This window comes from Fluviicoccus keumensis (assembly GCF_004217445.1).
GTDB lineage: Bacteria > Pseudomonadota > Gammaproteobacteria > Pseudomonadales > Moraxellaceae > Fluviicoccus > Fluviicoccus keumensis.
The window spans coordinates 26,576-51,926 of the sequence record NZ_SHKX01000010.1; the positions used below are offsets into that span (position 1 = coordinate 26,576).

At 62.5% G+C, this 25,351-nt stretch carries 22 protein-coding genes; all 22 read right to left on the minus strand.

From position 1 onward, the window contains the following. Positions 1-59: 59 nt before the first annotated feature. Positions 60-2,834 (minus strand): bifunctional [glutamate--ammonia ligase]-adenylyl-L-tyrosine phosphorylase/[glutamate--ammonia-ligase] adenylyltransferase, encoded by a 2,775-nt coding sequence (glnE, locus tag EV700_RS01095; protein WP_423201204.1) that lies wholly within the window; start codon positions 2,832-2,834, stop codon positions 60-62. A 113-nt stretch (positions 2,835-2,947) separates the two neighbouring features. Beyond that, a complete protein-coding gene (locus EV700_RS01100) occupies positions 2,948-4,426 on the minus strand; it encodes an aminotransferase class I/II-fold pyridoxal phosphate-dependent enzyme (protein WP_130410520.1) in 1,479 nt (492 codons plus the stop codon). Positions 4,427-4,442: 16 nt separating this feature from the next. After that, positions 4,443-5,072 (minus strand): acetyltransferase, encoded by a 630-nt coding sequence (locus tag EV700_RS01105; protein WP_130410521.1) that lies wholly within the window; start codon positions 5,070-5,072, stop codon positions 4,443-4,445. Next, entirely contained in the window at positions 5,062-6,198 is a 1,137-nt protein-coding gene (neuC, locus tag EV700_RS01110) for a UDP-N-acetylglucosamine 2-epimerase (protein ID WP_130410522.1), read from the minus strand. Before neuC ends, EV700_RS01105 begins: the two co-directional genes overlap by 11 nt. After that, on the minus strand, positions 6,195-7,235 hold the full coding sequence (neuB, locus tag EV700_RS01115) for an N-acetylneuraminate synthase (RefSeq protein ID WP_130410523.1): 1,041 nt from the start codon (positions 7,233-7,235) through the stop codon (positions 6,195-6,197). The genes neuC and neuB overlap by 4 nt, the downstream gene beginning before the upstream one ends. After that, positions 7,232-7,996: an oxidoreductase gene (locus EV700_RS01120; RefSeq protein ID WP_130410524.1), complete on the minus strand. Its 765-nt coding sequence runs from the start codon at positions 7,994-7,996 to the stop codon at positions 7,232-7,234. The genes neuB and EV700_RS01120 overlap by 4 nt, the downstream gene beginning before the upstream one ends. Next, entirely contained in the window at positions 7,993-8,796 is an 804-nt protein-coding gene (locus EV700_RS01125; protein WP_130410525.1) for a nitrilase-related carbon-nitrogen hydrolase, read from the minus strand. Before EV700_RS01125 ends, EV700_RS01120 begins: the two co-directional genes overlap by 4 nt. Further along, the gene (locus tag EV700_RS01130) at positions 8,796-10,088 is read right to left on the minus strand and encodes a glutamate-1-semialdehyde 2,1-aminomutase (RefSeq protein WP_130410526.1); all 1,293 of its coding nucleotides are present in this window, start codon (positions 10,086-10,088) and stop codon (positions 8,796-8,798) included. Before EV700_RS01130 ends, EV700_RS01125 begins: the two co-directional genes overlap by 1 nt. Beyond that, positions 10,085-10,852 carry a cytidylyltransferase domain-containing protein gene (locus tag EV700_RS01135; RefSeq protein WP_130410527.1) on the minus strand — a complete coding sequence of 256 codons (768 nt, stop codon included), beginning with the start codon at positions 10,850-10,852 and terminating at the stop codon, positions 10,085-10,087. The genes EV700_RS01130 and EV700_RS01135 overlap by 4 nt, the downstream gene beginning before the upstream one ends. Next, entirely contained in the window at positions 10,849-11,865 is a 1,017-nt protein-coding gene (locus tag EV700_RS01140; protein WP_130410528.1) for a Gfo/Idh/MocA family protein, read from the minus strand. The genes EV700_RS01135 and EV700_RS01140 overlap by 4 nt, the downstream gene beginning before the upstream one ends. Before the next feature lie 4 nt (positions 11,866-11,869). Beyond that, on the minus strand, positions 11,870-13,114 hold the full coding sequence (locus tag EV700_RS01145; protein WP_130410529.1) for a UDP-glycosyltransferase: 1,245 nt from the start codon (positions 13,112-13,114) through the stop codon (positions 11,870-11,872). A 3-nt stretch (positions 13,115-13,117) separates the two neighbouring features. Further along, positions 13,118-14,890: an asparagine synthase (glutamine-hydrolyzing) gene (gene asnB / locus EV700_RS01150; RefSeq protein ID WP_130410530.1), complete on the minus strand. Its 1,773-nt coding sequence runs from the start codon at positions 14,888-14,890 to the stop codon at positions 13,118-13,120. Position 14,891: 1 nt separating this feature from the next. Further along, positions 14,892-15,446 carry a sugar transferase gene (locus tag EV700_RS01155; RefSeq protein ID WP_130410531.1) on the minus strand — a complete coding sequence of 185 codons (555 nt, stop codon included), beginning with the start codon at positions 15,444-15,446 and terminating at the stop codon, positions 14,892-14,894. Next, a complete protein-coding gene (locus EV700_RS01160) occupies positions 15,443-16,234 on the minus strand; it encodes an aldolase/citrate lyase family protein (RefSeq protein ID WP_165391285.1) in 792 nt (263 codons plus the stop codon). Before EV700_RS01160 ends, EV700_RS01155 begins: the two co-directional genes overlap by 4 nt. Before the next feature lie 32 nt (positions 16,235-16,266). Further along, entirely contained in the window at positions 16,267-17,745 is a 1,479-nt protein-coding gene (gene murJ / locus EV700_RS01165; RefSeq protein WP_165391286.1) for a murein biosynthesis integral membrane protein MurJ, read from the minus strand. 22 nt (positions 17,746-17,767) lie between these two features. Beyond that, a complete protein-coding gene (locus EV700_RS01170) occupies positions 17,768-19,687 on the minus strand; it encodes a polysaccharide biosynthesis protein (protein ID WP_130410534.1) in 1,920 nt (639 codons plus the stop codon). A gap of 85 nt (positions 19,688-19,772) precedes the next feature. After that, a complete protein-coding gene (gene rfbD / locus EV700_RS01175) occupies positions 19,773-20,621 on the minus strand; it encodes a dTDP-4-dehydrorhamnose reductase (RefSeq protein WP_242610185.1) in 849 nt (282 codons plus the stop codon). 2 nt (positions 20,622-20,623) lie between these two features. Next, positions 20,624-21,169, minus strand: coding sequence for a dTDP-4-dehydrorhamnose 3,5-epimerase (gene rfbC, locus EV700_RS01180; RefSeq protein WP_130410536.1), 546 nt, complete (start codon positions 21,167-21,169; stop codon positions 20,624-20,626). Next, the gene (gene rfbA, locus EV700_RS01185; protein ID WP_130410537.1) at positions 21,166-22,035 is read right to left on the minus strand and encodes a glucose-1-phosphate thymidylyltransferase RfbA; all 870 of its coding nucleotides are present in this window, start codon (positions 22,033-22,035) and stop codon (positions 21,166-21,168) included. Before rfbA ends, rfbC begins: the two co-directional genes overlap by 4 nt. Then, on the minus strand, positions 22,032-23,105 hold the full coding sequence (gene rfbB, locus EV700_RS01190) for a dTDP-glucose 4,6-dehydratase (protein WP_130410538.1): 1,074 nt from the start codon (positions 23,103-23,105) through the stop codon (positions 22,032-22,034). Before rfbB ends, rfbA begins: the two co-directional genes overlap by 4 nt. Before the next feature lie 35 nt (positions 23,106-23,140). Further along, positions 23,141-23,677 carry a DUF4124 domain-containing protein gene (locus EV700_RS01195; RefSeq protein WP_165391287.1) on the minus strand — a complete coding sequence of 179 codons (537 nt, stop codon included), beginning with the start codon at positions 23,675-23,677 and terminating at the stop codon, positions 23,141-23,143. Positions 23,678-23,784: 107 nt separating this feature from the next. Further along, on the minus strand, positions 23,785-25,194 hold the full coding sequence (glnA, locus tag EV700_RS01200; RefSeq protein WP_130410540.1) for a type I glutamate--ammonia ligase: 1,410 nt from the start codon (positions 25,192-25,194) through the stop codon (positions 23,785-23,787). Positions 25,195-25,351 lie beyond the last annotated feature (157 nt).

A 25,351-nucleotide genomic window follows, 5' to 3' on the forward strand; every position in this document is an offset into this window, starting at 1 on the left:
ACAGCTTGCAAAAATAATCACGAACGCCGTCCGCGCATCGGACCGCGCCCACCGGGAAATCACACGATTTCAAACAGGTTGTTCCAGCACTGTTGTACCAGCGCCCGGATTTCAACAAATTCCGTTGGAGCCACCCGGGCAGGTTGTTGCGCCAGGGCCAGACGGTGACTTTGGGCGCGAAACGCCAGATAGGCTTCCTTGAGGCGCACGGCCAGATCGGCCGGCATGCAGCCGCAGGCGGCAAAGCCGTCAAGGATTCGCACATTGTCGGAGTAGCGGGCGAGCTCGGGATACGTATTCGCCCATGCCAGCACGCCATATTGCACCATGAACTCTATATCGACAATACCGCCGGCGTCGTGTTTCAGGTCAAAGACGTGGCTGCCGGGGTTTTTGGCGGTGCTGGACAGGTGGTCGCGCATCTTCTGGCGCATTTCCAGCACCTCGGCGCGCAATTTGGCCAGGTCGCGCGGCTGGCACAGCACCCGGCGGCGCAGGTCGTCGAACAGGCGGCCCAGCGCTTCGTCCCCCGCCACCAGCCGCGCCCGCACCAGCGCCTGGTGTTCCCAGGTCCAGGCATGATGCAGCTGGTATTCTTCCTGCGCCTTCAGGCTGCTGACCAGCATGCCGGAATTGCCGGAAGGCCGCAGGCGCATGTCGACTTCATACAGTTGCCCCGCCGAAGTGGACGTCGTCAGCAGGCTGATGATCTTCTGCGCCATGCGCGCGTAGAACTCGCCGCCGCTGATCGGCTTCGGGCCGTCGGTGTCGTCATCGTTGGCGACATTGTGCACGAAGACCAGATCGAGGTCGGAGCCGTAACCCAGCTCGATGCCGCCCAGCTTGCCGTAACCGGCCACCATGAAGTCGCCGGTGGACAGCGAGCCGTCGGCACGGCGGGGAAAGCCGTAACGGGCCGTCATCTGCTGCCAGCTCAGGCCGACCACCGACTCCAGCACCGCCTCGGCGATCCACGACAGGTAATCGCTGACCTTCATCAGCGGCAAGGTGCCCTGCAGGTCGGAAGCCGCCACGCGCAGCACATGGCTCTTCTTGAAGATGCGCAGCACGCGCATCTGTTCCTCGACATCATCGTGCGGCACACGCAGCAGCTGCTGCCGCAACTCGGACAGCAACTGCTCCTTCTGCGGCGGCGTATAGAGGGTTTCGGCGTTGAGCAACTCGTCGAGCAGCACCGGGTAACGGGCCAGCTCGTCGGCGATCCACGGACTGGCGGCGCAGAGGGTTACCATGCGCTGCAAGGCGGCGGGGTTTTCCAGCAGCATCACCAAATAGGAGGTGCGGCGCAGCACCGACTCCACCAGCGGCAGGCAGCGGGTCAGCGCCAGATCGGATTCGGCGTGGGCGCTGATTTCCTCGATCAGCAGCGGCATGAACTGGTCCAGCCGCTCGCGGCTCAGCAGCGGCAAGGTACGCAAGGCCCGGCCGGTGCGCAGCGCCTGCAGGCGTTCGGCGGATTCGGCGGCTTGTTTGAACCCCAGTTCGGCCATCACCTCCGGACTGACGTCGCAGCTGTCCAGCCACAAGGCGCGCGCCTTATCGCTGGCAGGCGTAGCCGCCTTCGCCTCGACCCGCTCCACCACCACCAGCCGGAACTGCTCGCGCACCTTGTCGCGGTGACGTTCCAGCGCGGCATAAAAATCCGCCCAACCGGCAAAGCCCAGGCTGGCGGCCAGCCGCGCCTGCCCGGCGGGATCCAGCGGCAACAATTGCGTCTGGTGATCGTGCAGCGCCTGGATGCGATGCTCCACTTGGCGCAGGAAACGGTAGGCGGCGGCCAGATCGTCGCGCACGGCGGCGGGCAACAGGCCCAGATCCACCAGCACGTTCATCACCGGCAGCAACGGCCGCTGCTGCAAGGCCTTGTGCACGCCGCCGCGAATCAACTGGAAGGCCTGGGCGATGAATTCGACATCGCGGATGCCGCCGGAACCGAGCTTGACGTTGTCGGCCATGTCCTTGCGCCGCACTTCCCGCTCGATCATGCCCTTCATTTCGCGCAACGCGGCGAAGGCGCTGAAGTCGATGTAGCGGCGATAGACAAAGGGCCGCAGGGTGGCTAGCAATTCCTCGCCGCCCGCCAGATCGCCGGCGATCGGCAGCGCCTTGATGAAAGCATAACGCTCCCACTCGCGGCCGTGCTGCTCGTAATAGCGTTCCATGGCGGTGAAGGACAGCGCCAGCGCGCTGCCGTCGCCCCAGGGCCGCAGGCGCATGTCGATGCGGAAGACGAAGCCGTCGGCGGTGACCTGGTCGAGCAGGCGGATGACGGCCTGCCCCAGCTTGATGAAGTATTCCTGGTTGCTGATACAGAACTTGCCGTTGGTTTCTCCCGGCTCGGCGTAAGAGAAGATCAGGTCGATATCCGAGGACAGGTTCAGTTCCTGCGCCCCCAACTTGCCCATGCCCAGAACCACCATGCGCTGGATCTGCCCGGAATCTTCGCCGACCGGCTCGCCATGGCGTTGCTTCAGCGGGTCTTCGGCAAAGGCGATGGCGGCATCCACTGCCGCTTCGGCGAACTCGGACAGCTCATCGGTCAGCTCTTCCAGCGAGCACAGTCCGTTGACGTCGCGATAGACCCAGCGCAGCATCTGGCGGTTGCGGTAGCGGCGGATGCGTTGCATCCATTGGGTTTCATCGGCAATCTCCGCCAGTTCCGCCGCCAGCGCCGCGGCGTAATAAGGGCGGGTATTGGGGCGGTCAAATTCTCCGGCGATCGCCATCGCGGCGCACTCGGCCGGAAAACGGCAAAGCACATCGGTGCAGAACTCGCTGGCCAGCAATAATGGCCCCAAACGGTCATCCGCCAAGGCCGACGGAATTACCGCCACCCCGGCAGCCGTGAGCGCGGCGCGGCAATCCGCCGCCTTTTTGGTCACCAGACCTTCAAGCGCAGCATCGAGCATCAGTATCTCCGCCAGTTTCAGGTTGCCAAGGCGGTACGTATCACCTTGATGATATGTTCCTGTTCCTTCTCAGTCAGCGTCGAGCCGGAAGGCAGACAAATTCCCTCAGCGAACAGGCGCTCAGAAATGCTGGTGCCATCAGCACCATGCGCGTAATACTCACAACCCGCAAAGAGTGGCTGTAAATGCATAGGTTTCCAAATTGGTCGCCCTTCAATTAGCTCACTCGACAAGGTACGCAGAAGATCGGACGGACACAGAGACGTGTCGGAACGATCCAACGTCAATGCGCTGAGCCAGTGGGTGGCACGGCCAAAACCAGGCTCTGGCATCATGCTCACCGGCAACCCCGCCAATCCCTCGACATAACGGGCGTAAACCGCGCGGCGAGCGGCAACCCTGTCCTCCAGCACGCGCAACTGGCCCCTACCGATGCCCGCTAGGACATTACTCATCCGGTAGTTATATGCCATTTCCTTGTGTTCATAATGCGGTGCCGGTTCACGGCCTTGGGTCGCAAGGAATTTGGCTCGCTGAATGTAGTCGGGGTTATCGGAAACCAACATGCCGCCGCCCGATGTGGTGATGATCTTGTTGCCGTTAAACGAGTAAATCCCCATGGCTCCCAAGGTGCCGCTGGCCTTGCCGCGATAGGTTGCCCCCAAGGATTCCGCTGCATCCTCCACAATGGGAACACCGTAACGGTCGCAGGCATCCTGGATGGGGTGCATATCGGCGCTCTGACCATATAGGTTGACCACGATGACCGCCTTCGGGAGACGGCCTTTTCTGGCGGCGGCATCCAATGCTCGCGCCAGTGCGACCGGAGACATGTTCCAAGTGTTCGGTTCGGAGTCGATAAATACAGGCTCAGCGCCCAAGTACAGGATGGGATTGGAGCTGCCGATGAAGGTCAGGCTGGAACAGAACACCGTATCACCCCGACCCACTCCCAGGATATGCAGAGCCAGATGGATAGCCGCTGTCCCAGAGCTGAGTGCGGCAGCGTGACCGACACCGACATACTCGGCCAACTCGGCTTCAAAGGCATCCACATTCGGGCCTAGAGGAGCGATCCAGTTAGTAGCGAACGCCTGTTCAACATACTCCCGCTCGTGTTCCGACATGTGCGGGATCGAAAGCAGGATCGGCGCATGGATATCGCAGCGCGCCAGCAGGCCGACTGGACGTCCGAGCTCATCCAGAACCGGTAAATGATCAATTCCTCGCGCATTCATGAGCGCCAAGGCCTGTTGCGGGGTGGTCGACGGAGTCATAGTCACCGCTGTCTGCGCAGGAATGTCCTCCAGCGTGTCATCCAAGGTCCGCCCCGAAAGCAGGTAACGGCGGATATCACCATCAGTCAGCGTGCGCAACAGTCGTCCTTCGTTATCCAGCAACAGCAGGATTCGCTCTCCCGAGTGGTCCAGCAACTCCATGGCAGCGCGAACGGTGCTTTCACCGTGCACAATCAGTTCCGACACTTGGTTATTCATGCTCATACCTGTCTGTTCAAATCCACCGCGCAGGACACCCCTTGGCCACCTGGCCATCGGGTACCGGCCTGGTCACCACTGCGCCCGCACCAATCACTACATCCGCGCCGACCGAGAGGCCCGGCAATACGTTCGCGCCCGCGCCCACCAACGCGCCCTCACCGACCGTCACCGCCCCCGCCAGCGTGGCGGCAGGCGCAATATGGCAACCGTCCGCCACCCGGCAGTCATGATCGACCACCGCGCCATGATTGACGATGACGCCCCAGCCCAGCCGGGCTCCGGGCGCGACAACGGCGCGTGCAGCAATCAGGCTGCCCTCGCCAACTGCGGCAAACGGCGACACCACGGCGTCCGGATGGATCACGGTCACCCAGTGGACCCGCTTGGCCGCCAGCCGCTGCCGCATCGCCAGCCGCACCTGATTGTTCCCGATCGAGACATGGCAATCCGCCCCTTCCGGAATCAGGTCGGGCGTGCCGTACACCGTCAGGCCGGGCAACAAATCCTGTCCCGCCAGCGCCGGATTGTCATCAACCAATACCAACGCTCGCTCCGGCCAGCAACGCAAGGCCGCATCCGCGATCACCCGCGCATGGCCGCTCGCACCGATCAGATACAAGGGGCGCAGCGGCTCAGTAGGCATTGGTTTTCTCCAACAACGCGCGATCCAGCGGCAACGTCCGCAGCAGGTGCGCGATACGGTCGGCGGCCTGCCCGTCACCATAGATATTTGTCCAGCCGCCCCGTCCGGGCAAGGCCAGCGCGGCGCGCGCGCTGGCGCAGACGGCCTCCCGGTCCGGCGCCACGTCGATCGCATTACCGCTCTGTTCGCGATCACGCTGGCGATCGCCGATATTCAGCACCGGCAACTGGAACGACGCAGACTCGATGATGCCACTGGAGGAGTTACCCGCCAGCAGGTCCACCACCGACAAGGCCTCCAGATACCGATCACGGGGCCAGTGGGTCAGTACGCGCAACGCGCCTTGCGCGGACGCTTCTTCCAGCACAGCGCGCACGGCATTGCCGCCAGCGTCGGCGTTGGGCATCAGCGCCAGCAGTTGCAATCCGGCGTCACGGAGACCGGCAACGGCGGCCCGCGCCTGGGCGGCGGCCTCCCCGGCCGACTGCACCACCGGATGGAACACGAACAGCGCGACGGGTCGCTCGGGGTCAAGGCCGTGGCCACGGCACCACGCGGCCCGCTCGGGACGGGGAATCTCCGCCAGCCCGTCGAGCCCGGGCGCACCGGTGACATGGATGCGATCAGGGGCCTCGCCCATGCGCACCAGACGCTCCCGCGCGCCGGGGGTGGCCACGAAATGGTAATGCGACAGCTTGGAAATCGCGTGGCGCACCGGTTCGTCCACGGTGCCCGAGCGCTCGCCGCCGTGCAGGTGGATCACCGGGATGTTCTGGTAAAGCGCCGCGATCGCAGCGGCCAACATCTCGCCGCGATCGCCGAGCAGCAGGACGGCATCCGGGCGATGTTGCGCCAGATGCGCCGCTAATCCCTGTGTAATGATGCCGACGGCAGAGGCCATGGCCTCGCCGGTGGTGTGATCGACATCGACCGGAATCCGCAATTCAACCGTGAGTCCGGCCGCCTCGATCTCGTTGACCGTCATTCCGTAGCGTTCGGACAGGTGCATCCCGGTCGCCGCCACGCCCAGGCTCAGCCCCTCGGTCGCGCTGATCCGGCGCAGGGTCCGGGCCATCAGCCCGAAATCGGCGCGGGTGCCGCTAACGTAGAGGATGCGCTGGCTCATGCAAGGTCATCCCAGGTCAGGGTGTGTCCGGCGGGCAGATCGCGCGCGGCGCGGCGCTGCCCGGCCACTGCGTCCAGATGCTTCGGCGGAATGCCGGTTCCCGGCCGCAGCAGGACCAGGTCATCGCCGGTCAACAGGCTCCCGGCTGTCACCGGTCGCGCCAAGGTCAGGCTCCGGCGCACCAGCGCGCGCACGGGCAACTCGGAGGGACGCGGCGCTTTCACGCCGTCGCCCAGCGCCTGCTCGACATCGCGGATGGCGCGCACCATGGCCGCCAACTCATCCGGCTCCAGCGAGGCCGCATGGTCGGGTCCGGGCAGGTCGCGATCCAGTGTGAAATGCTTTTCGATGACGCGCGCCCCGAGGGCGGTCGCGGCAATCGCGATGGTGATGCCGTTGGTGTGGTCCGAATAGCCGACCGGCACGCCCAGCTCACGGCCGATGGTGTTCATCGCCATCAGATTGACGTCTCCCGGGAGTGCCGGATAGTTTGAGGTGCAGTGCAGTACCGTCAGGAAGCCTTCCGGCCGCGCGCCCAATCCCGAAACCTCGCGCGTCCGGTCGATCACCGCCATCGCCTCGCGGATTTCATCCAGCGAACCCATGCCGGTGGACAGGATCAGCGGCCGGTTACGACGGGCAAGCTCCGCCAGGAACGGATGGTTGGTCAGTTCACCGGACGGGACCTTCACAACCGTCATGCCCAACCCGAGCAGGAAGTCGGCCGCCTCCAGATCGAAGGGCGTGGACATGAACAGGATGCCCTTCTCGCGACAACGCGCCGCCACCTGACGATGGGCCTCCTCGGACAGCTCCAGCGCCTTGAGCATGGAAAACTGGTCGCCGTCGCCGGTCTGTTTCTTCTGGTACTCGGCCTTTTCCGCCCCGGCGCGCACCAGCGTTTCCGCCTTGAAGGTCTGGAACTTCACGGCATCCGCACCGGCCTCCGCCGCCACGTCGACCAGTTGCAGGGCCAGTCCGGTGGAGCCGTTGTGATTGACGCCCGCTTCGGCAATGATGAAAACCGGCTTGCTCATAGACTGAACCCGTCATCGACCACGATATTCTGCCCGTTGATGCCGCGCGACGCCGGTGAAAGCAGATAGAGCAAGGTCGACGCGATATCCTGCGGCTCCAGCATGCCGATGCGTCCGGCATGGGCGTCATAGGCGGCCAGGAAGGACTCCGGCTGGCGGTCGCGGATGCCGCCGGGGCTGATGCAGTTCACCCGCACGCCGTCCTTGAGGAAGTACTTGGCGACATAGCCGCTCAGATGGATCAGCGCAGATTTGATCGCGGCGTACTCCACCGGCATGGTCATCGCCGTACCTGCATATACCTCGAAGCGCGGCTGCATCACGCCGTAGATTGACGAGATGTTCACGATATGGCCGCCCTTGCCGTGCGCGCGGAAGTAAAGCGCCGCCTGCTGCATCACCAGATGATAGCCACCCAGGTGCAGGCCGAGGTTCTCGCAGAAATCGTCATATTCGACCTCTTCGTAGCGACGGCCGTAGCGCGGGTTGCGCGGATAGGCGGTGTTCACCACCGTATCCAGCCCGCCCCAGGTTTGGTCTGCCAAGGCCAGGATCGCACGAATGCTGTCGGCATCGGTGATGTCGATGGCGGCCGGCATCGTGCGCTCTCCCAACGACGCCGCCAGCTCCTCCACCGCCGCCAATGCCCGGTCGGCCAGCAGCACGCGCGCACCCGCGTCGATCAGGGCCGTGGCAAACGTCCGGCCCAGCAGGCCGCCAGCGCCGATCAGCAGCACACGCTGTCCATCAAGATTCATCATGTCCCCTTTTCCTCACTCCAGCGTCGACAGACAGTCTCGCAACGGTCCTGACGCGGATCAAACTGCGCGCGCGCCCGGATCACTACCTGCGGGTCCAGCTCGTACACGGCCAGCGCCCTGTCACGGCGCACCGGTTCAACGCGCTCGCCGTCCGGATCGAAAACGGCGCTGCACTCCACATAGCTCCAGCCGTTGCCGTCTTCGCCGGTCCGATTGACGCCCACCGCGTAAGCGCGCTGCTCGATGGCGCGCGCGGCCAGCAACCGCAGCCAGTGCGCCGAACGGGCGGCGGGCCAGCTGGCGATATTCAGCAGCAATCCGGCCTCGGTTTTCCGGGTATCGTAGACCTCCGGAAAGCGCAGGTCATAGCACACTGACAGCCTGGCCTGAAATTCACCGAACGGGGCATCGACCCGCCGCTCGCCCGCCGAAAACAGCCCCGACTCGGCGCCGGGGCGGAACAGGTGGACCTTGTCATAGCACCCAACGATCTCGCCAGCCGCATCCAGCACCTGCAAGCGGTTATACAGACGATCTTCACGGCGAACGATCAGACCGAAAGCGATCCCGATCGCCTGCGCGCGGGCCAGTTGGCGGAACGCGAGCAGGCTAGGCGCGTCCGGTCCGTCCGGCTCCGCCAGCCCGGGATTGGCCACGGAAAACCCGGTCAGCGTCATCTCCGGAAAAACCACGAAGCGGCACCCGTCCGCCGCCGCCTGCGCCGCATAGGCGCGGCAGGCCTCCAGGTTACGGGCCTTGTCTTCCCAGACCGCGTCCAGCGACACCAGCGCCAGGCGCATCAGTTGTATTTCCGGAACACCGGCTTCACTGCCGGGCCTTGCAGGTACTTGTCGACCCCTTCGCGCAAGGCGGCGGCATACACCGGCAAGCTGGCCTCCAGCGCCGTACGGGTCCGGTCGAGGGACTGTTCGTCATGCCGGTACGCCAGTGCGATCCACGGCATCATCACGCCATGACGGATCATTTCCTGGAGGAACAGCGTACGCAGCGCCGGATCAGGCTTGCCGTCCGCGCCGAGGGTCATGAAGTACGGAGAGCAGGCGTAACCGCCCACCTTGAAGCTGTCCGCCACGCCCGCGTCACGCGCGACCCGGGCCATCAGGTCCATGAGGGACTGGCCGTAGGTCCAGAGATGTTCGACCACCCGCTCCCGGCGCATGAAATCCAGCGCCGCGACAAAGGCCCCGAGACTGCTCATTTCCGCGCCGTGGGTACTGGACATCAGGAACACGCGTTCGGTGCCGGTTTTGTCGATGCCGCCCAGTTCCATGATGTCGCGCTTGCCCGCCACGCAGGCCACCGAGAAGCCGTTGGCCATCGCCTTGCCGAAGGTGCTGAGGTCCGGCTCCAGACCGTAGTAGTGCTGTGCACCCTGCAGGTGCCAGCGGAAACCGGTGATCATCTCGTCCAGGATGAACACCGCGCCATGACGGCGGCAGAGGGCCTGAACGCCCGGCAGGAAGCCTTCGGCTGGCGGCTCGGTGGTCGCGGCCTCCATCACCACACAGGCGATCTGCCCGGGATACCGGTCGAACAGGCGCTCCAGCGAGGCCAGATCGTTGTAATGGAAGGTCGTCGTCCCCGCCTGGACGGACTCCGGAATCCCCCGGGTCAGCACGGTGGAGCCGATGAACCAGTCGTCATAGGAAAAAAACGGGTGCTCCTGGCAGCGCACCGCCAGCTCGCGGCCGGTATAGGCGCGCGCCAGCTTGACCGCCGCCGACACCGCCGAGGAGCCGTTCTTGGCGAACTTGACCATGTCGGCGTTCGGCACGGCTTCCAGGAAAGCCTCCGCCGCCTCCAGCTCGATCAGGGACGGCCGGGTCAGGTTGTTCCCCAGGCGGATCTGGGCGATGGCCGCCTCGTCGATCGCGTCTTCCGCATAGCCGATGGTGACCGCGCGCAACGCCATGCCGTAATCCAGGAAGCGGTTGCCTTCCGGGTCGAAGACCTCCACGCCCTTCCCGCCCTTGAGGATGGGCGGCGCATTGACCGGAAACTGGTCATGCCCGCGGGAGTAGGTGTGCGCTCCGCCGGGAATGGCGTCCAGCAGACGGCGTTGGTAGTTCATGGGGCCTCCGGGCGTGTCGCCTTGGCTTTCTCTTGGTGAAAGTTTTCCCAGTAGCGTTCATGCACGCTCTGGTTGAGCCGGGTCAGGCCGTCCGCCTTGACACGCTCGACGATATGACGGTCGGTCGCGGTGTCCAGGGAGCCCTCGGCCTGCAAACGGCTGATGATTTCGGTGAAGAAACGGCTGTCTTCCGGATAGTCGAGGGTTAAGCGGCATTCGTCCGCCGGCACGCCGACATCCAGCGCGATGTCATGCCAGGCATCGGCAGGAAAAATCGATCCCCATCCCGTTTCGCACATCCCGTCGGGATCAGCGGGGGCGCAGGCGCGGATCAATCGGCCGCTGTAGCCCATGGCGTTCATGCCGAACGGCAAGCCCTGGGTGCGCACGAGTTCGCGGCCCTCACGCAAGGCCAGACCGACAGCACGCACCGCTTCGGGAGAACACAGGATGTCGTCGCCATCCACCGCAATGATGCCGTCCAGCCCCAAGGCCTCCGCCGCCTGGGCGTGACGCAGCGGGATATTGTGGAGACTGCCGTAGAACACACTGACATGCTCGCACACGAACTGTTCGAAATCGCGGTTTTCCGGTTCGTCGCTGGTCACGATGACCACCGGCACGACCTGCCCGTCCGGCCAGCGGATCGCCAGCAGGCGACGCAGCAGGCAAGACAGGAAACTGAGTTCGCCGACACGGATCAGATGTTTGCGCGGCAGGCGGGACGAGCCCAGCCGCGCCGTGACGAGGATTGCCTGCTTCATGACGGCAGGACCTCGACAGAGCGGTTGGCCGAGGCGCGCTCGGCCGCGTAGAGCACGCCGAGGATACGATGATCGTCGCCGAGGGCGTTCGGGAACGGCGCAAGACCATCCACGGCATCGCAGAAGGCGCGGATCTCGTCGATGTACATCTGCTCGCCGATATTGGCGTTATAGCCCGCCTCGGCCTTGCCCAGATCGTATTCGATCTTCGACCATTCAGCCGTGGCGGCGTCATACAGCCGGATGCAGCCCTCGTTCCAGTCCCAGACCAGCTGGCCGGTCTCGCCATTGACCAGCAGGCGGCGGGTCGCGACCCGCGAGACCACATCCACCGTCAGTTGCAGCGGGAACGCGCCCATGTCCAGCATCAACGCATAGGTATCGTCGATGGTTTCCGCACCGGGAATCTCGATGGTTTTGCGTACCTGCGCGCTGACGGTGCGCGGCCAGTCGAACACCGTCACCAGCCAGGTCAGCTCGAAGGGGACAATCTCCCGGGCGCCGCCGGTATCACGGTTGGAGACGTAGTAATCGGAAACCGCCTCGTAGGTATGCCAGTCCGGCAGGTACTGGCCGGAATGCATGCTGACCGACGACAGGCGGCCCAGGCGGCCTCCGGCGACAATGTCGCGGATCTGGCGGATGGCCGGGTGGAAACAGAGCGTGGCCGACGGGGCGATCAGTGCCCCCGCCTCCTCGCGCGCCAACAGGGACGCCATGCCGGTATCAACCACACTGGCCTCCACGAAGGACGGAATCCCCGCCGACGCCGCGCGCTCCAGATAGACATGGTGAAGGTCCGGCGGCACGCTGATTATCCAGGCTTGCGGGCCGCTCACGGCGGCGGCGTCCAGGCTGGCGTGCACCGGCACCTGATAGCGGGCAGCGGCCTCGGCGCAACGATCCTCGCGCGGGTCCACGCCGACGATGGCGGTCATGCCCAGCGCCTGAAGGCAGCGGATGCGGCGCTTGCCCATCGACCCCAACCCGATCACCACAAAAGTACGGCTCATGCTGTCAGCCTCGACATTCGTTGAATAAGGATTCGATCACCGCCGCCACGTTCGGCGTCGCGTGACCGGGCGCCGGCAGACCGCCGCCGGGCGCAGCCGCTGACGGGACGGACAATGCGGCCATGACAGCCGCCTCCAGGTCCTCCACGCGGCCAATGCCCCGGGCAATGCCCATGGGGACATACGGCACGTCCGGCGTGGACGCGGACAGCTCGACGGCAATCACCGGCTTGGCCAGCAGCGCCGCCTCCAGCCCGACCGTGGAGGACATCACCACCACGACATCCGCCGCCTTCAGCAGCACCGCCAGATCATCCTGACGGCTGCTGTAGGCCGCCCGTTCCGGCAGCGGCGTCAGGGCGACCTGCTCGCTGGGATGATGACGGATCACCACGAACCAGTCCGGATGCCGGCCCAACGCGTCCAGCAGTGCACGGTCAATTTGGCGCGGCACCTCCGGGTAACCCTGCCGCCCCGAAAAGGGGTGGATCGCCGGTTCGTCCTGCGAGGCCCACACCACCAGCTTGCGTCCGGCCAGCCCTTTCTCCGCTCGCCACGCCGCGGCCCGTTCCGTCAGGGAGGCATCACCCAGCCGGTCAAAGGCCGGATTTCCGGTCACCACGATCTCACCCCCGACGCGTCCGCAAGCTACCAGCCGCTCGCGCACAAACGGTGACAGCACACACACCCTCGAGGCATAACCGGGACGACCGATCCAAGCGCTTTCCTGGGTCGCGAACAGGTCGACCATGCACACCGACGGGATCCCGCACTCTCCCGCCACCTCGATCGCTGCGCGTTCCGCACGGGGAGAATTGGTGGCAACCACCACATCCGGCCGCCAGCGGTCCATCAGACGGCGCATCGGGCCTCGCGGCAAGAACGCATGCCTGCCCTGCCGCGCGTATTCGGCGCGCGCTGCCGCCTCGCCGCCGCAACGCTCCGCCAGATCGGCAAACGACAATCCCAGATAAGCGATGGTCTCTTCCGGGGCCACGACATCCGAAGCCGCCATCTGTCCGGCCAATTCCCTTCCCCACGCCAGCGCTTCGGCATCGGCGACCGGGTCCACCAGATCGCGAAAGCCGATGACCGGCAGACCGGCCGCCTGTGCGCGCGCATAGGCGGTGGTCAAGGCCAGCACCAGCACCTCCGCCCCCGCCTCGCACATCGCCTGCGCGACCGGCAATACCATGGCGACATGACCGCCGCCGTAGCAGACAAACAGCACCCGCTTCGCTGCTGCCATGGCCTACGCCCCGATACCGAAACGCTGACGCCACAGATCCACGGCCATCAAGGCACGGATCTCGCGGGTGTGGTTGGCCTCGCCGCTCACATGCGCGTCCACCATGCGGCGCAAGCCGTCACGATCCGCCCAGCTGCCGCCGAAACCGGTATCCACGGCTGACTGCAGCCACGCCTTGCGCGACGACTTGAACCATTCGCCGACCGGCACCGTGAACATCTGCTTCTTGCGGTAGGCCAGGTCGTCGCCGATCAGTTCGCGCACCGCCTTCTTGAACAGATATTTGGTTTCGCCGTCCTTCAGTTTCAGCCGACCGGGCATGCGGAAAGCGAATTCCACCATACGGTAATCCAGGAACGGCGTGCGCGCCTCCAGCGACACCGCCATGCCCATGCGGTCCGGCTTGACCAGGTTGTTGCCCGGCAACAGCAGCATCATGTCGAGGTATAGCGCCTGGTTGATGCGATCCCAATGCCCCACGCGGCCAAGCAGCGGGTCGACCACCTCGCGGGCGTGATCCACAGACAACATCGGCGTCAGGCGTGGGCCGTACACCGCCTGCTTCTGCGGCAAAGTCAGCAGACCGATCGCCTTCAGGTAATCCTGCCGGAACTCCGCCTCCGGCGCCGTGAAAGCCGACTCGCGAGCGAAGAACTGGCGGTACTTATCATAACCGGCGAACAGTTCGTCTCCGCCATCGCCGGTCAGCACCACCTTGAGGCGCGATGCCGCCAGTTCCGCCACGCGGTAGGTCGGCATGAAAGAGACATCGCCATGCGGCTGATCGCAGTAGTACAACACCTGCGGCCACATATCGAGCATGTCGGCATCCACCCGGCGACTCAGGTGCGTTGTGCCGAAACGCTGCGCCGCCGCCTCGGCAAAGGGCGACTCGTCAAAGCGCGGATCGTCGAAGCCGATGCAGAAGGTCTGCAGCGGGTAGTCGAGATGACGCGCCATCAGCCCGGTGATCGTGCTGGAGTCCACGCCGCCCGACAGGAACGCGCCGACCGGCACGTCCGAACGCAGGCGCAAACGCACGGCGTCATCGAGAATCGTCAGGAACTCCGACATCCACTCGGACTCCGGACGCTCCTCCGGCGACATGCGCGCCAGATCCCACCAGACATGATCGCGGATTTCCGACGAGGTGATTTCGAGGTAATGTCCCGGCATCACGTGGCGCACGCCCTTGAAAGCCGTATGGGGCGGCGGCACGAAATTGAAGCTGAAGAACAGGTCCAGTGCGCGGTCATCCTGTTCCGCCGGCCAGCCGGCCGCCAGGATCGACTTGATCTCGGATGCGAAGAAAGTCCGACCGTCATCCTCGGCGACAAACAGCGGTTTCACGCCCACACGGTCGCGCGCGAGGTACAGCGTCTGGCGGCGGGCATCCCAGATGGCGATGGCGAACATGCCGTTGAGCTGCGACAGGAAGCCTATGCCCTGCTGTTCGTAGAGACGCAGGATGACCTCGGTGTCCGAGTGGGTCCGGCAGGCGAACGGAGTTCCGGCCAGTCCGGCAGCCAGCTCGACGTGGTTGAAAATCTCGCCGTTCTGCACCACCACCACCTGGCCGTCATCGCTGACAAAGGGCTGGTGGCCGTGCGCCACGTCAATGATCGACAGGCGCTGGTTGCCCAGCCCGACACCGGGCTCATGGAAGATTCCCCGGTCATCCGGACCGCGATGATGCAGGCTTTCGCCCATCCGCTGAAGCAAGCCCTCTTCAAGCGGCCGCTTGCCGGCGTCGAAATAGCCGAAAATGCCGCACATGCTAGTTCCCTCCCCGGGTCAGCACCTGGCGGACCGTCATCAGCAATATCTTGGCATCAAGGACGAGGGAAATCTCGCGGACATAGCGCAGGTCCAGCGCCTTGCGCTGGTCCTCGGTGCCGGAGGAACGCAGGGTGGCCTGGGCCAACCCGGTAATGCCGGGCCGGACCAAATGCCGCTCGCGCCATTCGTCGTCGGTGTAGAGGCCGCGCTGCGCGGGCACATCCGGACGCGGCCCCACCAGGCTCATGTCGCCCACCAGGACATTCCACAGTTGCGGCAGCTCATCGAGGCTGGTCTTGCGGATGAGGCGGCCTACGCGAGTGATCCGGGGATCGTTTTCCTGGGTATTGAACGGTCCGCGCGTAGCGGCGTCGGTCACCATGCTGCGGAACTTGAGAATCTGGAATTCCCGGCCGCCCAGCCCGATCCGCGTCTGGCGGAACAGCACCGGACCGGGGCTGTCCAGCCGGATCGCCGCCGCGACCAGCAACAGCACCGGCGAAAGCACCGCGAGACCGGCTCCCGCCGCCAGACCATCAAGGAGTCGTTTCATTGCGCCACCTGCTTGCCGATAATGGTCGCGACTGCCGCACGCACCGCTTCATGATTTCTTGCCAGCTCCGCAGCCGACGCGTTTCGCCAGTCGGTTTCGCACTGCCGCAACTTGGCCAGCTCACGTCCGAAATCCATATCCGCCTGAATCCCCGCGACATCATCCGCCATCCGGTGAAAGGTGCGGGAGAGGATCACGCGGGTCGAGCCCAGACGGACGTGCTCGCCCAGGACCAGTTCCGCAGGCAGCATGCCCTCGCCCACCCGCGCGATGCCGCCAAAGCCGAACGGCTTGCCCGACGGACGGATTTCCGCCGCCAGCCGATCCACCAGGCCGTCCGCCAAGGGCTCGAACATGAAGCGGCAGCCCAGTTCCATGTGCAGGTCGTTGAGGCCGATGTAGAGCTCATGGACGCACGTCAGCGCCGCGATCTCGCCAATCGCATTAGCGGAGGCCACGGTCTCGATCAGCGGGATGATCGCCGCACGACCGGCCACGGCGGCCCCCAGCCGACGGACCTGCCCGCTGTCGCGAATCATCGGTAACATGATCAGGTCGGCTCCGGCGGCAATCACCGCCTCGACTTCTCCCGGGGATCGCTCATCCGACCACGGATTGATCCGGACCAGCAACTCCACACCCGGTGCGGCCTTGCGCACTGCCGCCACGTCGGCGATCTCATGACGGCTGATCAGCGTGTTGCGGTGGCCCTGCCGTTCGAATTTGCCTTCCTGCTCCAGATCGACAAAGATTCGGTTGACGCCTGCCTCCGCAACAAAATGCGCCATCTCAGGCAAGTTCGTAATAAACATCAACCGGATCACTTCGAAATACTCCTAAACCGATCTCCAGCCCAGAGACGTAAGCGTGGATGCAAACCAACAGCAACCACCGTTAGCACTATGAACTGGCAAAAGGCACCAACTAGCCCCAACCACCGGCCCAGACTGCTGGGAATCAGGAAGAAGGGCAATGACGCCAAGATCATAAAAACAAGCACTCTGATAAAATGATTATCAAAGATATCTGCCAATCCTGCCTGAGCCACCCCACCAAGCCAGAATAACTGGAGCAAAACCATTACCCCATAGGCTGCTGTAAGTGCCACCATCAAACCTTTTGCTTCCCAAAACCAGAATCCAATCCAAGCCGCAAGTATAAAGACCATTAGTCCTGCGAGGGAATAAAACATCATGCGTCGGGTTTCATGCAGCGCAGAAAGAACAACGTTATTCAACGCATAGACTCCCTGAAAAATCAATGAAAGCATCCCAGTGATCGTCATATCGGCGATGAGCTTTAATTGAGTCTCTGATAACTGCCCCCAGCCAAACGCAACCGATGTTAACTCTTGACCAAACGCAAAGGTTGTCAAACAAATCATCACAGACAAACCAACAACAACGCGAGCACTACTGCGCCACAGTGAAGCCCAATCCTCTTTTTGTTGGACCAAGCGCGCCAATGGAGAAAATACCACCACTGAGACCAGAGTGATGGCAACAGCGAGAGGCAACTCCACCAACTTAGACGCATAGTTATAAAGCGCCATTCCGCCATCGCCAGAACCGGTCGCCATTGCACGACCAATCACGGGAACCAGGAATAGTGCAATACTAGTAAGAAGAGCATCCAGATAACGGCGGAACATGGCTACCCAGTCCATGCCGTGGGGCGGTGTCGGATTAACACAACCACGCAGGTCGAACCACAACCAAAAGCATCTCAGCAGACCAGCTGCGACCATAGCCAATGCCAGCGCGCGCAAGGGATCTCCTGCTGGCAGCCCGGTCCAGATCGCCATCACTACAACTGCGTTATAAAGCAGCGTGGAAAAGGCACTGGCGGCGAAACGCTGTAAGGCCTGTAACCAGACTGTTGTCGCTGTCGCGCATACAATCAGCGGCATTAACCAGGCTGACCAGGCCACGCCATGTGCCATGAGCTCTTGCGTAGATACACTGACCCCGGGAGCCAGTAATCGCACTACCGGCTCCGCACAAGCCGCCAGACAAATTGCCATGGCCAATGCTAACGCACCACCCCATTGCGTAACTTGCCGATGTAACACCCATGACCCCTGCTCGCCTAAACGAACAAATTCGGTCACCAACACAGTAGACAAAACCCCTCCAAAAAAAATAGTCATCAACAAATCAGGAAACGTTAACGTGAAAATGATCGCGTCAGCCATACCTGTTGCACCGAACCGAGCTGCAACACCTAATTCACGACCAAAGCCCAGCAAGCGCCCTAGCAGAAGCCCCAAAGCTAAAAGCAATCCAGAACGTACTAACACGACCATTTCTCCGCCAAATCAGTCACGGCATGGTCACCGCACTTATTGGCAGGCATCTCGGAAGGTGCAGACTAGAGGCAAATCCAATCCCAAGCGTCCTGAAAAGCTCATATATATCAGCCACGCGCCCTTCCTCACATAGTAGGCGCATGCGAATCAAAATATCATCCAACTCATCAGGCGAGAGTGACACTTCAATAGCTCGGCGGATACGCTCATGACGAGTCGGCTCATCGGCGTCACCCACCAATAACTCCTCGTACAACTTCTCGCCCGGCCTCAACCCCGTGTATTCAATCGCGATGCCATGCTCCTCGCCGGGCTGGCGCACCGGAAAGCCCATCAGGTGGATCATGCGCCGCGCCATGTCGGCAATGCGGACCGGCTCGCCCATATCCAGCAGGAAAACATCACCGCCGCTGGCCATGGCCGCCGCCTGAATCACCAATTGGGCGGCTTCGGGAATTGTCATGAAATACCGGATGATATCCGGATGCGTCACCGTCACGGGACCGCCCTCACGGATCTGCTCCTTGAACAGCGGCACCACCGACCCCGAGGAGCCCAGGACATTTCCGAAGCGGACCATGCAGAAACACGTGCGTTTGTCCGCCGGCTTGCGTTGTTCTTCCTGCGCCAGCGCCTGCAGCAGCAGTTCAGCCATGCGCTTGCTTGCGCCCATGATATTCGTCGGACGGACCGCCTTGTCGGTGGAAATCAGCACGAATGTCGCCGCCCCGGCCTCCTGTGCCGCCCTGGCGACAGCCAGAGTGCCGAAGACATTATTACTGACACCCTCGACGACATTGCTTTCCACAATCGGGACATGCTTGTACGCCGCCGCATGAAAAACCGTGGCCACTGCATATTCACGGAACACCGTCGCCAGCAGGCGCGCATCGCGCACCGACCCAAGCACGGTTCCCAACAGCACATCTCGCAATTCGGGATGACTGCGCTGGATACCCCGCAGCTCCTGCTCGATGGCGTAGAGTCCGTATTCACTCTGCTCCAGCAGCACCAGCATCGACGGCTTCAGCTCCAGAATCTTTCGGCACAACTCACTGCCGATCGACCCACCCGCTCCCGTTACCAGCACGCATTTGCCGGTAATGGTTGTCCCCATGAGCTGCATATCGGGAGGCACGGGGTCGCGCCCCAGCAAATCTTCCAGGTCAATATCCTTGACCTCTTCCGGCCGCGCCTTGCCGTCGATGATATCCCGCAGGCGCGGCACCGTTTTGACCTTCAGGGAGCAAGGTTCCAGGAACAGGAGAATGTCTTTGCGACGGGAGTTGGAAAGCGAGGGCATGGCCAGGAATATCTGCGCCACCCCATATTCTTCGATCAGCCAGCTAAGCCGGGATGGCGCGTGCACCTTGATGCCGAAAACGAGCATCCCCTGCAAGGCGGGGCGATCATCAATGAAGGCCACCGGCCGGTATTCGTTGCTGTGCTGAAGGCTGAGCGCCAGTTGAGAGCCGGTATTGCCGGCGCCGTAGATCACAATGGGAATACGCGCCTTGCCGGACTTCCGCTGCAGATAGCGCTGGGCAAGAAAGCGGGAGGACACCACCAGAAAGCCCGCCACCAGGAGATAAAGCACGGGCGCCGAGCGGGGAAGCTCGGCCCGGGAAGCCATGATCGTCGTGCCCAGCGCCAGCGCGGATACCGCCAGCGCCTTGAAGACGATACTGACCGTATGGCCGCTGACATACCGGACCATCCAGCGGTAGAACCCGAAAAAGACCAGCGAAGCCACGCCGCTTCCAACCGCTACGCCAATGCACAACCACTGCTCCAGCGTAAACGGAGCCCAGAGGTAACCGTAGCGCAAGGACAGGGCCAGCCACAGCCCGAACACGAGCAGCACGGTGTCAACCGACACCATGAGGGCCACCTTGGCCCGGCGCGACAATCCCACCAGTAGTTGATGCAGCATTCCCGCCTCGTTGCCCCAAAAACAAAAGCGAATCTTATCAGATAGGTCTTCGGAGCGCCTTAATCAATCCGCCCGGCCCGGAGCACTACGATGGCTGCCGGCACACCATCTCCAGGCCAGTCCGCCAGTCAGGCAGGTTGCAGCCGAACACCTCCGCAAAGCGATCGGCCGCCAGCACCGATCGCGACGGCCGAGTCACCCGGGAAGGATAGGCGCCCGAACTAATCGGATTCACCCGACCGCCATACCCGCAAGACTCGGCGATGGCGCAGGCGAAGCCGTACCAACTGGTCTCCCCGCGAAGACTCAGATGATAAAGCCCGGCCTTGCTGCGGTCGGCCAGCACCTCGCCAATCGCATGCACGGTCAGCTCCGCCAGGAGCGATGCCGGATTGGGCACGCCCCATTGATCGGCAACCACCTGCAGCTCGGAACGCTCGCGCATCAGGCGACGCATCGTCAGCCAGAAGTTATGCCCGTGCGGGCCATACACCCAACTGGTTCGCAGTATCAGATGCGCCGCGCCAGACGCCTGGATCGCCCGCTCCCCTTCCAGCTTCGTCCGCCCGTATACATTCAACGGATTCGGCGCGTCCGTTTCGCGGTAACGGCCGGCAGTGCGGCCATCAAACACATAATCCGTGGAGAAATGGACCAGCAAGGATCCCATCCGTCTGGCGGCGTCCGCCAGAATCTCCGGGGCTTGGGCATTGATGCTTTGCGCAAGGCCGGTTTCGCTTTCGGCCTGCTCAACGGCCGTATACGCCGCGGCATTCACGATCAGGTCCGGACGAATTGACGACAACTGCCTCTGCAGGCCGTCGGGATCCGCCAGATCGAATTGCTCTCGGGACGGCGCAAACACTTCGCCCAAAGCACTCAAACGCCCCTGCAACTCACGGCCGATCTGACCATTCCGGCCGATCAACAACACGTTCAAGGAAAAACCTCGGCATCGCGGAACCAGGCGGCTGCCGCATCCTTGCCGGACAGTGCCGGTGCGACCGACAGCCCCCAATCGATGGCCAGATCGGGGTCATCCCAACGAATCGTGCGCTCATGCTCCGGGGCGTAATAATCCGTGGTCTTGTAAAGGAAGTCGGCCGACGGCGACAACACCACGAAGCCATGCGCGAATCCCGGCGGCAGCCATAGCTGGCGATGATTTTCCGCAGAAAGGCGAAACCCGGCCCAGCGTCCGAACGTCGGCGAGGATCGACGGAGATCTACGGCTACATCGAGCACCTCTCCGGCCACCACCCGGACCAGCTTTCCCTGAGGCTGGCGAATCTGGTAATGCAACCCGCGCAGCACATGCCGGGAGGACCGCGAGTGGTTATCCTGCACAAAGCGGACATCACAACCCGTCAGGGCGGCAAAGCGCGCCTCATTGAAGCTTTCCATGAAAAAACCCCGGTCGTCACCAAACAACCGAGGCTCGATCAACAACAAATCCGGAATCGGGGTTGGCAGCACCCTCATGTCTCACCCGCCACCTTCAGCAGATATTGACCATACCCGGTATTACGGTGCAAAGCGGCGCTCTGACGCAATGAGTTGCGGTCAATCCAGCCCTGGGTATAGGCAATTTCTTCAAGGCAGGCCACTTTCAATCCCTGCCGGCGCTCAATGGTCTGCACGTATTGCGACGCATCCAGCAGGCTTTCGTGCGTTCCGGTATCCAGCCAGGCAAACCCCCGCCCCAAGCGCTCGACGCGCAAGTCCCCACGCTGCAGGTAGGCATTGTTGACATCGGTGATCTCAAGCTCGCCCCGCCCGGAAGGGCGAATCGTCCGCGCAATGCTGACGACATCATTGTCGTAAAAATAGAGCCCAGTAACCGCATAACTGGATTTGGGGATCGCGGGTTTTTCCTCGATCGAAACCGCCCGGTCTTCCGCGTCGAATTCCACCACGCCGAAGCGCTCGGGATCGCTGACCCAGTAGCCAAAGATCGTCGCGCCGCGTGTTTGCGCCGAGGCGCGCAACAGCTTTTCCGTAAAGTGCTGGCCGTGGAACACGTTGTCGCCCAGAATCAGGCAAACCGGGCTGTCGCCAATGAAATCCGCCCCCAGCAAAAAGGCTTGCGCCAATCCGTCCGGTGATGGCTGTTCCACATAAGACAGCCGGATACCGAAACGCGAGCCGTCGCCCAACAGGTGCCGGTACGCAGGCAAATCGCGCGGCGTGGAAATGATCAGGATTTCGCGGATGCCGGCAAGCATCAGCACCGACAAGGGGTAATAGATCATCGGCTTGTCATAAACCGGCAGCAATTGCTTCGAAACCGACATAGTCAAGGGATACAACCGCGTCCCCGTGCCACCGGCCAGCAGTATTCCCTTCATGACCCGGCTCCCGCCCCGTATTGTTGATCCGACCAGCGACGATATTCGCCGTTCACGACTTGGCTCACCCATTCCGGATGCTCCAGATACCAGCCCACCGTCTTGCGCAGACCGGAGGAAAACGCCTGCGCCGGCGCCCAGCCCAGCTCCTCACGGACTTTGCGGGCATCAATCGCGTAACGCCGGTCATGACCGGGACGATCCGCCACAAAGGTGATCTGCTCCGCATAAGAGCGGCCGTCCGCGCGGGGGGAAAGCTCGTCCAGCACCGCGCAAATCTGCCGCACGACGTCCAGGTTGGTCTGCTCGGAATCCCCGCCGATATTGTAGGTTTCTCCCGGTCGCCCCTGCGCTAGCACCCGGCGAATGGCCTCGCAGTGGTCTCCGACATAAAGCCAGTCACGGATATTCTGACCATCGCCGTAAACCGGCAGCGGCTTCCGCGCCAACGCATTGAGGATCATCAATGGCATCAGTTTTTCAGGATGCTGGAAAGGACCGTAATTATTTGAACAATTGGTGGTCAGCACCGGCAGGCCATACGTTTCCCGCCAGGCCCGCACCAGATGATCCGAGGCGGCCTTGGATGCGGCGTACGGGCTGTTCGGAGCATAAGTTGCCAGCTCGGTACTGGGTGGCGCATCCACCGCCAGCGAACCATATACCTCATCGGTTGAAACATGCAGGAAACGGAAAGCGGCCTGAACGGATGACGGCAATGCCGACCAATACCCCCGGACGGCCTCCAGCAAGCGGTAAGTACCGACAATATTGGTCTGGATGAAATCGTCCGGGCCGTGAATTGAGCGGTCCACGTGGCTTTCCGCGGCAAAATGCACGATCGCCTCAGGCTGATACTTCTGCAGGAGGCTGGCGACGCAGGCCTGGTCGGCAATATCTCCGCGCACCAGCACGCACAATCCCGACGCGATGACCCCTTCGAGATTTGCCGGATTGGCAGCATAGGTCAGCCGGTCCAGCACAACAACCCGGCCCCGTCCTGATCCTATCCACTCCCGCACAAAGTTTGATCCGATGAAACCGGCGCCACCCGTGACCAGAATAGTCATTATTCTAATTATTTCCTGAAGAAACAAAGCCCCATTCAGGGAGCAGGTGCAATCTCGCTACCCTGAAAAACATTGAAATTGATGGCGTCACTTGCCACCTTCACTCCCCTGGCATTGACAATCACCACCTCCAGGCGCTGCTCTCCGCGCGGCAACTCGGCGGGATCAAGCTTGGGGGAATATTTGTCACGGGCAATCTTCTCGCCATTCAGATAAATCTCGACATGATGGCCCTTCCACAAATTCGGCGTCAGCTCGAACTCCATGGAGAAAGCCTCATCCCCATGCTGCAAATGCGCGTCGGGGAGCGGTTTAGTGATCTTGACCTGATATGACGAAGGCTCGGCGCCGGCGGCACCTTTCTTCTTTGCGTCGCCCATGTTGAGCTTCTGGTCAATCACCTGCCGGGGCAAGGACGGCACCACCATGGTTTCACGGGTTTGCACCTCTTCGGCGCCGCCTGAAGGAGCATCCGAGTAAATGGCATTGCCGTTCTTGTCATAGGTCTTGTAAATCCCGGCCATTGCCTGCCCGGCCAGAAGCCCCGCCATGATAAGGACATACCAACGCATAACCCTCTCCCGCATGTAATTTATAAGCCTAGTATAGAAAACAAAAAGGCCCGCCAAGGCGGGCCTTTTGTAACTGACCGTCCCGGAGGCGCGGTCAGTCTGCCATATCAGCAGCTGTAGTACAGATCGAACTCGATCGGGTGCACTTGCGTGCTGACCAGACGGGCTTCTTCGGTCTTCAGCTCGATGTAGGCTTCCAGCATTTCCTTGGTGAACACGCCGCCCTTCAGCAGGAACTCGTGGTCAGCCTTGAGCGCGGCCAGAGCCACTTCCAGGCTTTCGGCCACGGTCGGGACCTTGGCATCTTCTTCCGGCGGCAGGTCGTACAGGTTCTTGTCAGCAGCTTCGCCCGGATGGATCTTGTTCTGGATACCATCCAGACCAGCCATCAGCAGGGCGGCGAAAGCCAGGTACGGGTTGGCGACCGGATCCGGGAAACGGGCTTCGATACGCTTGGCCTTCGGGCTGGACACGAACGGAATACGGATGGAAGCCGAACGGTTGCGGGCGGAGTAGGCCAGCTTGATCGGAGCTTCGTAGTGCGGCACCAGACGCTTGTAGGAGTTGGTGGCCGGGTTGGTGATGGCATTCAGGGCGCGGGCATGCTTGATGACGCCGCCGATGAAGAACAGGGCCATTTCGGACAGACCGGCATACTGGTCGCCGGCGAACAGGTTCTTGCCATCCTTGGAGATGGACATGTGAACGTGCATGCCGGAACCGTTGTCACCGACCATCGGCTTCGGCATGAAGGTAGCGGTCTTGCCGAAAGCATGGGCGGTGTTCAGCACGGCGTACTTCAGCACCTGGACTTCGTCAGCCTTGCGCACCAGCGTGTTGAAGGACACGCCGATTTCGCTCTGGCAGGACGCCACTTCGTGGTGTTGCACTTCGACGCGGCCGGGGCCCATCATGGCTTCGATGGCGTTGCACATGGCGACACGCAGGTCCTGACCGGAATCGACCGGGGGAACCGGGAAGTAGCCGCCCTTGACGCGCGGACGGTGGCCGGTGTTGCCGCCTTCGTAGTCATTGTTGGTCGACCAGGCGGCTTCCTCGGCGATCAGCTCGTGGGACACGCCCGACATGTTGATCTTCCACTTCACTTCGTCGAACACGAAGAATTCGGGTTCCGGACCGAAGAAGGCGGTGTCGCCAATACCGGTAGCCTTCAGGTAGGCTTCGGCGCGCTTGGCGATGGAACGCGGGTCGCGCTCGTAGCCTTGCATGGTGTTCGGTTCAATGACGTCGCAAGTCACGACCACGGTCGGCTCGTCGAAGAACGGGTCCATGAAGGAGGTTTCGGCATCCGGCATCAGGATCATGTCGGAAGCTTCAATGCCTTTCCAGCCGGCAATGGAGGAGCCGTCGAACATCTTGCCGCTGACGAAGGTTTCTTCGTCGACAGTGGCGGCCGGGAAGGACACGTGCTGTTCCTTGCCCTTGGTGTCGGTGAAGCGGAAATCAACCCACTTGGCGTCGTTCTGCTTGATCAGGTCTAAGGTCTTGTTGGACATTTACAAAAGCTCCAGAGTTACCGGAAATCGGAAAACGGGGTACAAAAACTGTGTGAGTCAGTCGTGAACAGGCCCGGCTCAGCATCCGTCCACGACAGTGGCGCGTTCGGTCGGCAAGCAGTTTAAAGCTTTGCTTCGGCAAAACCAACCTGAAAAC